Raw genomic sequence first — 13,547 nt, forward strand, 5'->3', positions numbered from 1 at the left:
TTATTCATTATAATAGATATGGTGATCACCATTTGGTCCATATATATTTGAATATCTTTCTTTTTTAAAATCATAATTAAATGGATCGGCACCCTCTTTTGGTTTCCCTGCATGAGTGTGTAATTTTCCATCATTAGTATGTTGTACTATAACTCTTTTTCCTTTTGGGGTATCAAATTCATAGTACCGACCATGGTGAGTATGGTTAGAACTGTACTCATAATTACGATGTTCTTGCCCTTTCTTAAAAACATTATCTCCTACTTGCCATTGACGAGTAGGTTGTTGAGATCTAGGTATCCCCCCTAAATCCTTAGCGTGTCGCAAAGCCCTTTTTCGATTAAATCCTTCTGGACTTTGAGAACTTAACCCTATCTTCCCATGAAACCCTTTTGCCCCAAACGGTAAAAGCATCCCCAGAGCCGCATTCATACTCGCTTCCTGCTGTTCTTTCGAGACTTTGTTTCCAAACATGTCTCGACCTGTAATTGCTTCGCTGAAGCCGTTTGTGGCGGTGAGGCCATATAAACCTTTTTGAGATGTTTTCAGGGCGTCAAAGGATTTTTGTGACGTCTTGTAAATGTCCACTGCCCTGACTGCGGCTGACGTGGCTTGAGTTGTTTTATAGACGGCTTTTCCGCCTTTGAAAATACGTCCTGCCCAACCGACGATTGGGATGTATCCTGCTGCTGCCATGCCGCCTGCGGCGACTCGCTGGCCTGCGGTGAGTTCTTCACCTGTGATCGGATCGACACCTGTTGCGGCACGTTTTGCATCGTTCACGCCTGTCAGTTCATTGACGATATTTCCTCCGTAATCAAGAGCTTTTTCATACCACGGACGGTTGGCGAGCGCTTCTTGTTCCTTTGCAATCTTGCGAGCTTCTTCTTGATCTTTTTTGATTTTTAGATATTCAGAAGTTTGCTTCTCAATATCGCTTTTTGCCTTGTAGATTTCGCTATTTTGATACGCTTTCTTGTCAAAATTCATAGGCGAAATGGACTTTCCGTCATTTGTGGCATTGATCATTTCTGCGTACAATGCCATTGTAGCCTTCTCCTCAGTCTCTGACAAAGCATATTCATCTTTTAGATTTTGATCAAGTTCTATTAAATCTTTAACCGTTTTCTTCCGTTCATCTTCCGCATCTGCAATTTTTTCGTCAAAGGTTTTACTATCAAATACATCCAGAGAAATGAGGTCATCAATATCTTGAAAAATCGTTTTGAGTGCCTTTTTTTGATCCTTCACGATGCTTTTGGCATTCTTGATTCCCATATGTACAGCGTTGTCTAAAAAGTGTTCTTCTACAAAGGTGTCGCCGCCGAAATTTGTATCATCAAGTGTCCCAGAAACACCTTCATGAAAGGCTTTTTGTTTATCAATGAAGCTAATAAACATGTCCACATTTCCGGCGAGTTCTTTGTAGAAGCTTTTAATGTTATCGGCACCTTTTCCAGTGAAGTCGTCACCGAGGTTGGCAACACCTTGAAGTGCCTTTTTTAAATCGACCATTTGTTCTCGTAGTTCCTGGTAGTGTTTTGCCCTTGTATCCATGGCACTGGTTAGTGCTTTTGCATCAAGTATCTTGCCCAGAAGAATTCACTCCTTCCTATTCATTGACGAGGTCAATTTTACCAACACGAAGTTTGTCATTAAATAGGAATAAAGATACAAAAACAGTACTTAATATGTAAATGATCAGAAGCATATCCTCGCTATTTTATTTTTCAAAGAAAAGCACCCCCTTAACATTGTGCTCTCTTAAGACTTAGACTTAAGCAATTGCAGCTCTTGATCCATGACCTCAGCTGCTTCGGTAATAAATTGAATGATTAAATCCAATTCTTCAGGCTTGTATTCATTTGTGAGTTTTTTGGTGGATGCCGATAAAGATAGAAAGAGTTCCTTCACTTGTGATTTCCCAGCCGTTAATGGAACAATGATGACCCTTCGCTTGTCTTTTGGGTCCTTCTCCCTTTTGACGTAGCCTGCTTTTTCTAACCGGTCAATGAGAGCGGTGACCGCACCTGAGCTAAGACCGGTTTTTTCACTTAATTCACCTGCTGTGAGTGGTCCAAGTTCGTTTAACAAATCTGCTGATTTGAGATCTGTTGGGAAAAGGCCGAGCGATTGAGCGGCTGCTTGGTGAAATAGGACTGTTCGTGTAGCAAGGCGTCTCATCGTATGTATGATCTGGTCCGCTCGATCTTCTGCCTCGTTCTTTGTTGACAACTTGTTCTCCTCCCTTTAAAATCAATTTATCTTGATCATCAAGATAAATGTTCTCTTACTTTATAATTAACTTGATCATAGCAAAAAAGTGAAGAGAACGTAAGCAGGAGGTAAATGAAATGAATAACGTGGATCATAAAGGCAAGGCATCCACTCGCTTTGTTGTCATCGGTTTGCTGTTAGGGATTTTTATGGCAGCGATGGACAACACCATTGTCGCAACAGCAATGGGAAGCATCGTCGCCGATTTGGGCAGTTTTGATAAATTTGCTTGGGTGACTGCTTCTTATATGGTGGCAGTGATGGCCGGTATGCCGATTTATGGAAAGCTTTCAGATATGTATGGTCGAAAGCGTTTTTTTCTGTTTGGACTTATTTTCTTTTTAATTGGATCTGCGCTGTGCGGCATCGCACAAACAATGGATCAGCTCATTATTTACCGTGCGATTCAAGGACTTGGAGGCGGTGCTCTTCTTCCGATCGCTTTCACGATTATCTTTGATATCTTCCCGCCAGAAAAGCGCGGGAAAATGTCCGGTATGTTTGGTGCAGTTTTTGGTCTATCCAGTGTATTAGGACCGCTGTTAGGAGCAATTATTACGGATTCGATCGGCTGGCATTGGGTGTTTTATATTAACGTACCAATCGGTATTGTCAGTGTGTTCTTGATCGCCAAATTTTATCAAGAATCGCTCGAGCATCGTAAGCAGAAAATTGACTGGTCAGGTGCCATTACACTTGTCGTTGCGGTTGTCAGTTTAATGTTCGCCCTTGAGCTTGGCGGTAAATCGTATGCGTGGGATTCTGTTCAAATCTTGACACTATTTGCTGTGTTTGTTGTCTTTGGCACCATCTTCTTCATTGTTGAACGGAAGGCAGAAGAACCGATCATTTCATTTTGGATGTTTAAAAATCGTTTGTTTGCGACATCTCAAATTTTGGCGTTTTTATATGGCGGGACGTTTATTATTCTAGCTGTCTTTATTCCTATCTTCATCCAGGCAGTGTACGGTGAATCTGCAACAAGTGCTGGGTTTATTTTAACACCGATGATGATTGGGTCCGTGATTGGCAGTATGATTGGCGGAACGATGCAGACGAAAGTACCTTTTAGACGATTAATGACCATCTCTGTGATTTCATTTTTTGCTGGGATGCTGCTGCTTGCCAATATGTCGCCTGATACAGCAAGATTGTGGCTTACGCTCTTTATGATGATTTCAGGTTTTGGCGTTGGATTTAGCTTCTCCCTTCTGCCATCTGCTTCAATGAATGATCTCTCTCCGCGCTACCGCGGCAGTGCTAATTCTACCAATTCGTTCATGAGATCACTTGGGATGACTTTAGGCGTGACGATTTTTGGAACGATTCAAACCAATGTCCTAACAAATCGTTTAGCAGATGCTTTTAGCGGAATGAAAGGAGCTTCTTCTCAAGTTGGTGATCCACAAGCCATTTTCCAAGAGGGGGCACGCTCACAAATTCCGCCTGATATTTTAAATAAAGTGATTGATGCGATGTCACAAAGTATTACGTATGTATTTATGATTGCTTTATTCCCGATTGCACTTGCGGCGATTACGGTCGTATTTATGGGAAATGCACGAGTACGTACATCAAATGAAATGAAAGAAAACGAATAATGTGAAAAAAGCAGAGCGATGCGGCTCTGCTTTTTTTCATCTTATTGATATAAAAGTTGGGCTTTTCCTTCGCTGCCAACGATCTTTATTTTAGATGTGACCATGTCTTTGGCTGCTTGTTTTGCTTTTTGTAAATACATACGCGGATCTAAGCTTTCAGGTTCGTTTGAGAAATGATCACGAATCGCTTCAGAGTATGCATTTTTCAGTTCAGTGGACACATTGACCTTTGCCATACCGAGTGCGACACATCTTTTGACATCCTCATCTGGTACAGCTGAACCACCATGAAGGACAAGCGGCACATCGACAAGCGCTGCAATTTGTTCAATGCGGTCAAAGTCGATATCCGGCACCCCTTTATAAATGCCGTGGGCCGTGCCGATCGCAGGTGCTAAAGTAGGTACACTAGTATCTTCTACAAATTGACGGCATTCTGATGGAATGGCTTTTTGAGCATCTTTTTCATCCACGACAATATCATCTTCTACCCCGCCTACCTTGCCTAACTCGGCTTCTACATTCACACCTACTTTTAAGGCAAGGTCCACCACTTCTTTTGTGCGGCGTACATTTTCTTCATATGAATGCATGGAAGCATCGATCATCACGGATGTATATCCCGCTCGTATACAAGTAAGAATCACATCAAAATCAGTGCAATGATCGAGATGAAGGCCGATTGGTATTTGGTATTGATCAGCTGCCGCCTTTACTGTATCTGCAATGGCTTTTGCGCCAAGCGATTGGACCGTGCCAACCGTTGTTTGCAAAATGACAGGTGATTTTAATTCAGCTGCCGTTTCGAGTACCCAGTAAATACTATCAAAGGAATGTACATTGAATGCGACAATTCCGTATTTTTCTTTTTTTGCTGCTTCAAGCATAGGTGTTGTGGAAAGTAAAGGCATGGTCAAACATCCTCTCTCGTCAAAATATCTGTTTTTAATACAGCGAGCATTTCTTCATTTGTTCTTGTTTCGAGCAGTTTTTGCCGTTTCGTTTCATCCATTAATCCGCGTGAAAGAGCAGAAAGTGCTTGTAAGTGAGTGGTTCCTGCTTCACTTTTTGGAATGAGTAAGGATAAGAAGAAAAAGCAAGGCTTTCCATCAAAAGCGTCCCATTCGATTCCGGTTTCTGTGCGGACGATGACGAGTGCCGGTTTTGTGATGGTGTCTGACTGTGTATGCGGAATGGCAAATCCATCTTGAAAGCCGGTTGTACTAAGAGCTTCTCTTTCAGCTAGTCCTTTTTTGACAGCCTCAGGAGATGTACAAATCCCTGCTTTAGAGGCAATGTCAGCTATGGCTGCGAAAACGCCAGCCTGTGAAGAAGCGGTTTCATGTAGATTCATATAAATATGTTCCATCATTTCTCTTCCTCCCTATTAAACTGCGGGTTTGTCTATTTTCTTGCGGTAAAGCCCGTATAAAATCGCACCTACAAGTGAACCGATGAGTATGGAAAGCACCCACTGAAATGCGCCTGTGACGACTGGAAGGACAAGGAATCCACCGTGTGGAGCTGGAACCTGTACGCCAAAGAGATACGTCAATATAGCAGAGATGGCGGAACCAAACATGATAATTGGCAGGACAACGACTGGGTTTTTTGCTGCAAATGGAATGGCTCCTTCGGTAATATGAGTCGCTCCGAGAATATAGTTGATCATCCCAGCATTTCGTTCTTGTGGTGTAAAATGTTTTCGGAAAATCGTTGTGGCAATCGCAATGATAAGCGGCGGTGTGATACATGCTGCTGACACCCCTGCCATGAAGTAAAGGTTACCTTCTGCGAGTAAAGCCGTTCCTGTGACATAGGCTGCTTTGTTAAAAGGTCCTCCCATATCAAATCCACACATGGCTCCAACAATTAAACCTAAAAGCAATGGATTTGTGGATTGAACTGATGAGAGAAAATCCATTAATGAATTATTTAGCCCTGTAATTGGAACTAATAGCGGGGTCATGACAGCCCCAATTAAGAAAATACCAATGACAGGATAGATGAAAATTGATTTTAATCCGTCAAGTGATGCTGGTAATTTTTGAAGCAGGAATTGAAGAAGTACGATGATATACCCTGCTGCAAAACCTGCGATAATACCACCTAAGAATCCAGCGCCTCCATCGTTTGCAAGCAAGCCACCGATAAATCCGACAACCATCCCTGGGCGTTTCGCGATTGAATCAGCGATAAATGCTGCTAAAATAGGCACCATTAAGCTAAAGCCGAGTCCGCCAATGTTTTTCAAGTAGGCAGCAAACGGATGATACGTTTCATGCTGAGGATCAGCTGAGTAAATACCGAATAGAAAAGATAAAGCAATTAAGACACCGCCCCCAACAACAAATGGAAGCATGTGTGATACACCGTTCATTAAATGTTTGTAGATGGTGTGTATCCACTTATTCGCTGACTTTTGTTGAGCTGATGAAGGCGCAGATGTTTTTTCTGTTCCAGAAGCTCTTCCTTTCACTTGATGAACGGGGGCTTCTCCATTGATAATGCCTTGAATCAGTTCATTTGGTGTGCGAATTCCCTTTGCTACAGGCACTTCAATGAGTGGTTTGCCGTGAAAACGATCTGTATTCACATCTTTGTCAGCAGCGACAATGACCCCATCGGCCTCCAAAATGTCTTGATCCGTTAAAGCGTTTTCAATTCCTACTTGACCATGCGTTTCAACTTTGATGTCGACCCCTAATTGCTCAGCTGCGATTTTTAATGCCTCAGCTGCCATAAATGTGTGCGCAATGCCTGTTGGACAGCCAGTGGCAGCGACAATTTTCTTGCGGCTCATGTGAACTCCCCCTTATATGTTCTGAATGTGTATTTGTTCAATTAATGAATCAATGTCATGTAAATCACTTAACCCTTTTGAAAAGGCGGTAGATGCCCCTGTTGCAATGCCGTATCGTAAGCATTCTTCATGAGGTTGTCCTTCCAGCTGTTTACTTAGGAATGCAGCGAGCATGGCATCACCAGAACAAGCCGTGTTTATGACCGTTCCTATTGGTGCATTTCCTTTTAATACGGCTTCGTTTGTAAGGAATAGTGCACCTTCCCCTCCTCGGGAAATGAGTACTTGCTCTGCACCCATCTCGATCAGCTTTCGTCCTGATTCAACGAGTTCTGTTTCTGATAAACGGTGGGTTTTCCCAAAAAATGCGGCAATCTCTTCTTCATTTGGTTTTAGTAAATATGGTTTGTATTGAAGTGTTTCTAAAACCGCTTTAGAGCTTGTGTCTAAAATAAATTTCACGTTGTTTTGATGACAAATAGCGGCTATCTCTGAGAAAATGCTAGCAGGAACGCCTTTAGGCAGACTGCCTGACATAATGAAGATGCTGCCTTTTGGAATGGTCGAGATTTTTTCGCGAAACGCATCAAGCGCTTTTGCCTCAATAGCAGGTCCTTGATTCACAAGCTTGTATTCTTCCGTTGTGTTAATAAATACATTAATGCGTGTAATCCCATCCACTGGGATAAAATCAGTTTGAATGGAGAGATCTTTTAACGATTGTTCAATATATGAACCTGAAAACCCAGCAATAAATCCTAATGCAGTGCTGGTGAAGCCATATTTCTTTAGCATAATGGACACATTAACACCTTTTCCATTCGGCTGATAATCCTCATCTTCAGTGCGGTTGACTGTATCTGCCCGCATTTCTTTTAATGCAATATATAGGTCAATAGCAGGATTTAAGGTGCAGGTATAAATCAATTGGTTTCACCTTCTTTCTTTTCTCTAAAGAAAGTATCTCATACGATTCAGTGAAAATGTTTTCAGATTGTGTAAAGGTTTTCACGGTAAAAAGCCTCCCATCATAAAGTGTGGAAGGCTTTTTGAGTGTTTATTTCATCCGAATCACATAGGCGTCTAGTAAAATGCGGGCAATGACATGAAGCGACAGGCGGGACCTGACTTCATAATCTGGGAAGAATGATTGTTCCCCTTTATATCCGACGAGTGTCATATCTGATATTTTACTTAATGTAGAATCAATTCTAGTTGTGACTGTAATGGTCGTGACCTGCTTCATACTGAGGTTTTGGCAGGCTTCCACTAGTTCTGACGTTTCTCCATTTAATGAAACAAAGATGGCAAGTTCGTTTTTATCAATGTCACGCGATTTGAGCCGAATGATATTCGGGTCGTCATGTACCTCGCATGTTTTTCCGATGAGCTGCAATTTGATGGTCATCTCTTTAGCGATCATCTCTGAAAAGCCTCTGCCAAAAATATAAATTTTGTCCGCATCATGGATCTTTTGAACCGCATCTTCAATTTGCCCAATACTTTGCAGTTGAATCGTCTTTAAGACCTCTTCTTCATTTTTTCGAATGGCTAGTTTGATGTCTTCGTCAATATTTTTTAGTTGATCACTATCATCTGTCATTTTCTTTTCTTGCTTCAATCGATATTTAAAGGATGTATAGCCATTGTATCCGATTTTCTTCATCAGTCTGACAATGGTCGCTGTCGACACGTTGGCTCTTTCACTTAATGTGACGATGGATAAGGTGGAGATATCCTCTAAATGCTGGTGAATATAATGCAGTAAATAACGTTCTGTTTCACTTAACATTTGATACACATCACTTGGTATATTAAATAATGGTTCATTCAATGCGATTCCCCCTTACTCATTTCATACTATAATTAAATGCCCTATGAAAACAAGGTGATTCTTTTATCCTGTATTTTTCATTGAAAAGCTGGATGAGTGAAATTTTGTTTTTAACATAAACTAAGAAAAAGAACGGTTTGTGTGAAAGGAGTTGATCACTGTGCTTCAATTCTTGTTTTTTCTGATCCTTTTATATGTGGTGTATGTATTTTTGACCGCATTTGTCTTGTTTTATTTACCGTTTCAAAAAACATGTAAAGAACATTGCATCTATAAAGCCTCTTCTATCTCAGGAGACGACCAAGGCATAAATCAAGTCATGCTGCTTGATGACGGGTTTGAATCAGGTCAAGTGAGAGTTCAAATGATTCGAGAGGCTAAAAAGAACATTCGTTTGAGTTATTATTCCATTCAAAAAGGAAAAACCGCCGAATGGGTGCTTGGTGCTTTAATTGAAGCGGCTGATCGAGGAGTAAAAGTTCAGCTGTTGTTAGATGGCATTTGCCATAGCCTGCGTGGACCGCTGAAGCATTTGCGTTATGCTGTGGCGAATCATCCGAATATGGCCATTCGTTTTTATGAGCCTTTTCGTTTGTTCAAGCCATGGACGTGGCATAACCGCCTTCACGATAAGCTTCTTTTGGCAGATGGCAGGGTCGCTGTCATGGGCGGCAGAAATATTGGTGATAAATACTTTGCAGATCAGCCGCCGAAAGACTTTGCATATGACCGAGATGTGCTGCTTTACAACGCCAAAAAGGGGAAAGTATTAGATGAAATGGAACAGTATTTCGTTTATTTGTGGAATCATGATTTTACGAAAAGAACGAAAGATGTATTTTCCAAGGCAAAAGCGAAAAAAGGAAAAAAGCTAAGAAAACAGCTGCTTCGATCTTATCAGGAAGCCATTCGTACAAAAGAACCTTTTGTCACGTCCACATATGATTGGGCAAAAGACGCCATTCGTGCAAAACAGATTGCATTTTTCACAAATCCAGTGGAACGCTTAAATAAACGTCCGCTCGTCTTGAAAAAGTTAAACGATCTCGCACAGCGGTCAAAGCGTTCGGTTCTTATCCAGACGCCTTATGTCATACCGACACGGCCAATGAAAGACGGACTCACGCCATTACCAAGTGATATTCAAACGACGATCGTGACGAATTCTCTTACAGCGACACCAAACCCTTTAGCATTTGCAGGATATTTAAGCACGAAAAAGGAACTCATGAAAACGGGTGTTCATTTGTATGAATATCAAGGTCCGTATTCAATTCACGCCAAATCAATGGTCATTGATGATAACTTAAGTATTATTGGAACATATAATCTAGATGCAAGATCCAGCTTTTTAAATACTGAATCGATTTTGGTGATTGATAGTGCACCATTTGCGTTATCTCTGACGGAAGCAATCGAACGAAAAATCGCTTATAGTGTTCTCGTAGCGAAAGATCGGACAGAATATAAAGCAAGCGACTATGGACAGAAAAAAAAGCCTTTCATGAAAAGGCTCCTTTTAACTGGTTTATCTACCATAACGGTTTTATGGCGGCGGTTGATTTAAATAAAAGGGCAGCTACTTTTGTGGCAGCCCTTTTTCTCTGGACTGCTCCTCTTCTATTGGTTCAAGCTTGGTTAACTTAAATACGAGGATTCCTGCCACAATGACAAGTACACCTAATAATTTTGTAAAAGAAAATGTTACTTTTTCTAACCCAAGCCAGCCAAGCGAATCAAATAGAAGCGCACAACCTAGCTGGGAGGTGAGAACAATCGAGATTCCATAAGTGGGACCGAGACGTTTGATGCTCTGAACAAGACAGATGACAACGCCTACCCCGATGGCTCCGCTTATCCAGTACCAGGCTTCCATATGCCTTAATTGAAACATGCCGGTTCCTTCTAACAAAAGACCCATCAGAAGTGAAGCGATAAAGCCCATTCCTAGAACTAGCGTCGTTGTTGACCAAGAGCCTGTATGCTCATTGACTTTACTATTAAAAATGGTTTGTAAGCTGACAAGTGCCCCAGCAGTGACAGCTAATATTATTCCTATGATCATATATAAGTCCCTTCGTTTCTTCTATTCATAAATGTTGTGTTCTGCTATTTCTAAAAGCCCTTTTTGATCACAAATCGTAATCTTTCCTCTTCGCCTTTCAATCAGCCCTTTTTCTTGGAACTGCTGAATGACCCGATTAATATGGCGGTAGCTTGTTCCAATTAAGCTCGCTGCATCCGTGAGGCGAAGCGTGCGTGCGTGCGCGTCATCATCACCTGTTAAAACAGACAATAAATAGCTTGCAAGCCTGACCTCTACAGGGTATAAAAGGTGAAAGCTTAAATCATTTGATTTTGTATAAAATTTGTTTGTGATGCCCTTGAGCAAAAAGGTTAAAACTCGAGGATCGTCCTTTGCATGCCGCATGAGGGCTTGATGAGAAATCCTGAGCATATGTACTTCTGTAACGGCTTCAACTGTATTGACCATATCTGTCTGCTGAACGTATTCAATATCTCCAATCGCTTCAAGAGGGTTTTTAAAGCAAAGAATAAATGTTTTTCCTTCCTTTGTGGTGGTGAAAATCTTTAATTTTCCTTTCACCAGCAAGTACATATACTCCCTTTTATCCCCTTTTGAACAAATCAGCTCACCTTGCTGATAGCGCCACAAGCTCACATGTGAGATGAGTTTTTGATGAAAGACATTCTGTAACTGATGCGTCTTCATATAAGAGGAAAAAAGAGATTCATCATGCAGCTCCTCCATCTGATGCCCTCCTTTATAGTTTTAAGATGATGACGCCTGCAATCATTAAAAAGATGCCTGCATAATGGGGCCATTTCATTTTTTTCTTCTGAACACCAAACCATCCTTTTGCATCGATGGCAAAGGTAAACGCAAGCTGTGCGATAAGTAAAGCAGCGATGGTGAGTGTCACACCAATGATTTGAATGGCAGTGACCTCATTAAAGATAATAATGGCTGCAAATGCACCTCCAATTAAATAAAGAGGCTGCACTTTTTTGTATTCCTTAAAGTGGCCATCCCGTACGATGAGTAAAATGGTGAGAGAGATGATAAACCCTGTCAGCTGCGTGATCGTTGCCGCCTGCCACGTCCCGATATCTTGACTAATTCTGGCGTTGGCTACGCCTTGCAGTGTAATACAAGCGCCTCCTAATAATGCAAAAATAACACCTTTCATTCGTTCAAAAGCTCCTTCTTTTTTCAGTCTAGTTTCATTAAATGATAGATGCCCTCATGTTGAAAAGGACATATGTCCCACTTTGCGTATTATATCAGAAACTTTTTCTCATGCAGTTTCTCCGTTTTAGATTTTTCACAGTGGGTACAGTTTTATATGAGCTGAAAACAGAATATTGGATTGAATCACATATAAAAAGGAGACATGTCAGAATGAGAAATCAAGAGAAACACTTTATTAATGGAGAATGGGTCGCATCAACAGGAAACGAAACGACGGAGGTCATTAACCCTGCGACAGAGGAAGTCATTGGCACCATTAGTTTAGGAACGAAAGAAGATTTAGATCAAGCTGTCAAAGCAGCTCGAGCCGCCTTCCCTTCTTTCTCAAAAACATCTCGAAATGAACGAGTAGAAATGCTGGAAAACATTGTGCGCGGGTACGAAAAACGCAAGGATGAACTTGTAGAAGTGATGACAAAAGAGCTTGGTGCACCGCTGAAAGTGTCCGAAGAAGTTCATTACAAAATGGGTTATGAACATTTTTCTAAAGCAGCGGAAGCACTGAAATCTTATACATTTACCGAAGACCGCGGTGGACATACGATTATAAAAGAGGCGATTGGTGTCAGTGGATTGATTACACCGTGGAACTTCCCGACGAATCAGACATCTCTTAAAATTGCGGGTGCCATTGCGGCAGGCTCAACAGTTGTCTTAAAACCAGCGGAAATTACCCCTTTTGCTGCGATGATTCTTGCAGACATTATTGATGAAGCAGGTGTACCGAAAGGAGTCTTCAACTTAGTAAACGGAACGGGTGACGTGATTGGTGACGGCATTAGCTCACATCCTGATATTGACTTCGTTTCATTTACAGGATCAGGTGCCGTCGGCTCTAAAATTATGGAAAACGCAGCGGACAATGTGAAGAAAGTAGCACTTGAGCTTGGCGGAAAATCCCCTCTTATCGTCTTAGACGATGCAGATGTGGACGAAGCAGCAGAAACAGCTATTCATCATATTGCAATGAACACAGGTCAAGTATGCTCTGCAGCTACACGTGTGCTGATTCCAGAATCAATGAAAGACAAGTTTGAAAAAGCGCTGCTGAACGCCCTGCCGAAGTTTACAGTTGGTGATCCGAGAGAAGATCACGCTACTGGCCCGCTTGTTTCTAAAAAGCAGTGGGATACGGTGCAATCTTATATTGAAAAAGGAATCGAAGAAGGTGCTACCCTTCTTGCTGGGGGAACTGGAAAGCCAGACGGAATCGATAAAGGATATTTCGCCAAGCATACCATTTTCACCAATGTGAAAAATGATATGACCATTGCACAAGAAGAAATCTTTGGGCCAGTCATGAGTGTGATCACGTATCAAGACCTCGATCATGCCCTTGAGATCGCCAACGATACAGTGTATGGTCTTGCTGGGTATGTTGTTGGTCAAGATGAAAAAACATTAAAATATGTCGCTGAACATATTCGTGCCGGTCAAATCACCATTAACAATGCAGAAACAGATTACTTTGCCCCATTTGGAGGCTTTAAGCAATCAGGTATCGGAAGAGAATGGGGAGACTTCGGTATCGAGGAATATTTAGAAGTGAAAGCTGTGATGGGGCTTCCAACGGCGTAAGTCAGGCGAAAAAGAGGAAAACGGTGATCCGTTTTCCTTTTTTTGTGCCCTCTCCCCTATTCATCCGTGTTTTGTCATTAGAAATCTTAATCATGACAATCAATATTATATATTTTACTTAATGGCAAACTTTCGGTAAAGTTCAAATTGAACCTATATATATAATTCCTATCGAATTAA

General features: G+C 41.5%; 13 protein-coding genes. 3 read left to right on the forward strand and 10 right to left on the reverse strand.

Annotated features, from left to right (window positions below; translation table 11 throughout):
• Both NSQ17_RS09350 and NSQ17_RS09355 read right to left on the reverse strand, forming a co-directional pair.
• On the reverse strand, positions 1 to 1,596 hold the full coding sequence (locus NSQ17_RS09350; protein WP_342468095.1) for a T7SS effector LXG polymorphic toxin: 1,596 nt from the start codon (positions 1,594 to 1,596) through the stop codon (positions 1 to 3).
• A gap of 168 nt (positions 1,597 to 1,764) precedes the next feature.
• A complete protein-coding gene (locus NSQ17_RS09355) occupies positions 1,765 to 2,184 on the reverse strand; it encodes a MarR family transcriptional regulator (protein ID WP_335350305.1) in 420 nt (139 codons plus the stop codon).
• A 170-nt stretch (positions 2,185 to 2,354) separates the two neighbouring features.
• Between NSQ17_RS09355 and NSQ17_RS09360 the strand changes: the two genes are divergently transcribed.
• Positions 2,355 to 3,878 (forward strand): MDR family MFS transporter, encoded by a 1,524-nt coding sequence (locus NSQ17_RS09360; protein WP_342468060.1) that lies wholly within the window; start codon positions 2,355 to 2,357, stop codon positions 3,876 to 3,878.
• Positions 3,879 to 3,919: 41 nt separating this feature from the next.
• On the opposite strand, the gene NSQ17_RS09365 is transcribed toward NSQ17_RS09360, so the two are convergent.
• From NSQ17_RS09365 to NSQ17_RS09385, 5 genes are all read right to left on the reverse strand, one after another.
• Complete coding sequence (locus NSQ17_RS09365; protein WP_024718283.1) at positions 3,920 to 4,789, reverse strand: class II fructose-bisphosphate aldolase; 870 nt, start codon at positions 4,787 to 4,789, stop codon at positions 3,920 to 3,922.
• Between the two features lie 2 nt (positions 4,790 to 4,791).
• On the reverse strand, positions 4,792 to 5,250 hold the full coding sequence (locus tag NSQ17_RS09370) for a fructose PTS transporter subunit IIA (protein ID WP_039167830.1): 459 nt from the start codon (positions 5,248 to 5,250) through the stop codon (positions 4,792 to 4,794).
• 15 nt (positions 5,251 to 5,265) lie between these two features.
• Positions 5,266 to 6,681, reverse strand: a complete 1,416-nt coding sequence (locus NSQ17_RS09375; RefSeq protein WP_039167833.1) for a PTS fructose transporter subunit IIBC — start codon at positions 6,679 to 6,681, stop codon at positions 5,266 to 5,268.
• Between the two features lie 12 nt (positions 6,682 to 6,693).
• Positions 6,694 to 7,608: a 1-phosphofructokinase gene (gene pfkB, locus NSQ17_RS09380; RefSeq protein ID WP_039167835.1), complete on the reverse strand. Its 915-nt coding sequence runs from the start codon at positions 7,606 to 7,608 to the stop codon at positions 6,694 to 6,696.
• 130 nt (positions 7,609 to 7,738) lie between these two features.
• On the reverse strand, positions 7,739 to 8,515 hold the full coding sequence (locus NSQ17_RS09385; protein WP_342468061.1) for a MurR/RpiR family transcriptional regulator: 777 nt from the start codon (positions 8,513 to 8,515) through the stop codon (positions 7,739 to 7,741).
• Between the two features lie 160 nt (positions 8,516 to 8,675).
• Here NSQ17_RS09385 and NSQ17_RS09390 point away from each other — a divergent pair, with 160 nt between their 5' ends.
• Positions 8,676 to 10,082 (forward strand): phospholipase D family protein, encoded by a 1,407-nt coding sequence (locus NSQ17_RS09390; RefSeq protein WP_024718279.1) that lies wholly within the window; start codon positions 8,676 to 8,678, stop codon positions 10,080 to 10,082.
• 12 nt (positions 10,083 to 10,094) lie between these two features.
• Here the strand turns inward: NSQ17_RS09390 and NSQ17_RS09395 are convergent, their stop codons facing one another.
• Genes NSQ17_RS09395 through NSQ17_RS09405 form a run of 3 tightly spaced genes read right to left on the reverse strand, consistent with a single transcriptional unit; the run spans position 10,095 to position 11,727 of the window.
• Positions 10,095 to 10,580, reverse strand: coding sequence for a DMT family transporter (locus NSQ17_RS09395; RefSeq protein ID WP_039167841.1), 486 nt, complete (start codon positions 10,578 to 10,580; stop codon positions 10,095 to 10,097).
• 21 nt (positions 10,581 to 10,601) lie between these two features.
• Complete coding sequence (locus NSQ17_RS09400; RefSeq protein ID WP_041092782.1) at positions 10,602 to 11,288, reverse strand: Crp/Fnr family transcriptional regulator; 687 nt, start codon at positions 11,286 to 11,288, stop codon at positions 10,602 to 10,604.
• A gap of 13 nt (positions 11,289 to 11,301) precedes the next feature.
• Positions 11,302 to 11,727 carry a DMT family transporter gene (locus NSQ17_RS09405; RefSeq protein WP_342468062.1) on the reverse strand — a complete coding sequence of 142 codons (426 nt, stop codon included), beginning with the start codon at positions 11,725 to 11,727 and terminating at the stop codon, positions 11,302 to 11,304.
• A gap of 212 nt (positions 11,728 to 11,939) precedes the next feature.
• On the opposite strand from NSQ17_RS09405, the gene NSQ17_RS09410 reads away from it, so the two are divergent.
• Positions 11,940 to 13,367 (forward strand): aldehyde dehydrogenase family protein, encoded by a 1,428-nt coding sequence (locus tag NSQ17_RS09410; RefSeq protein WP_135008810.1) that lies wholly within the window; start codon positions 11,940 to 11,942, stop codon positions 13,365 to 13,367.
• Positions 13,368 to 13,547: the final 180 nt, after the last annotated feature.

It is taken from the genome of Bacillus sp. FSL W8-0629, assembly GCF_038593225.1.
Taxonomy (GTDB): Bacteria; Bacillota; Bacilli; order Bacillales; family Bacillaceae; genus Bacillus; species Bacillus altitudinis.

Bases quoted from the DNA above. Each gene is read 5' to 3' on its own strand.
- NSQ17_RS09410 (WP_135008810.1), top strand. From the start codon at position 11,940: ATGAGAAATCAAGAGAAACACTTTATTAATGGAGAATGGGTCGCATCA.
- NSQ17_RS09395 (WP_039167841.1), bottom strand. From the start codon at position 10,580: ATGATCATAGGAATAATATTAGCTGTCACTGCTGGGGCACTTGTCAGC.
- NSQ17_RS09405 (WP_342468062.1), bottom strand. From the start codon at position 11,727: ATGAAAGGTGTTATTTTTGCATTATTAGGAGGCGCTTGTATTACACTG.
- NSQ17_RS09375 (WP_039167833.1), bottom strand. From the start codon at position 6,681: ATGAGCCGCAAGAAAATTGTCGCTGCCACTGGCTGTCCAACAGGCATT.
- NSQ17_RS09360 (WP_342468060.1), top strand. From the start codon at position 2,355: ATGAATAACGTGGATCATAAAGGCAAGGCATCCACTCGCTTTGTTGTC.
- NSQ17_RS09365 (WP_024718283.1), bottom strand. From the start codon at position 4,789: ATGCCTTTACTTTCCACAACACCTATGCTTGAAGCAGCAAAAAAAGAA.
- NSQ17_RS09370 (WP_039167830.1), bottom strand. From the start codon at position 5,250: ATGATGGAACATATTTATATGAATCTACATGAAACCGCTTCTTCACAG.
- NSQ17_RS09355 (WP_335350305.1), bottom strand. From the start codon at position 2,184: ATGAGACGCCTTGCTACACGAACAGTCCTATTTCACCAAGCAGCCGCT.
- NSQ17_RS09400 (WP_041092782.1), bottom strand. From the start codon at position 11,288: ATGGAGGAGCTGCATGATGAATCTCTTTTTTCCTCTTATATGAAGACG.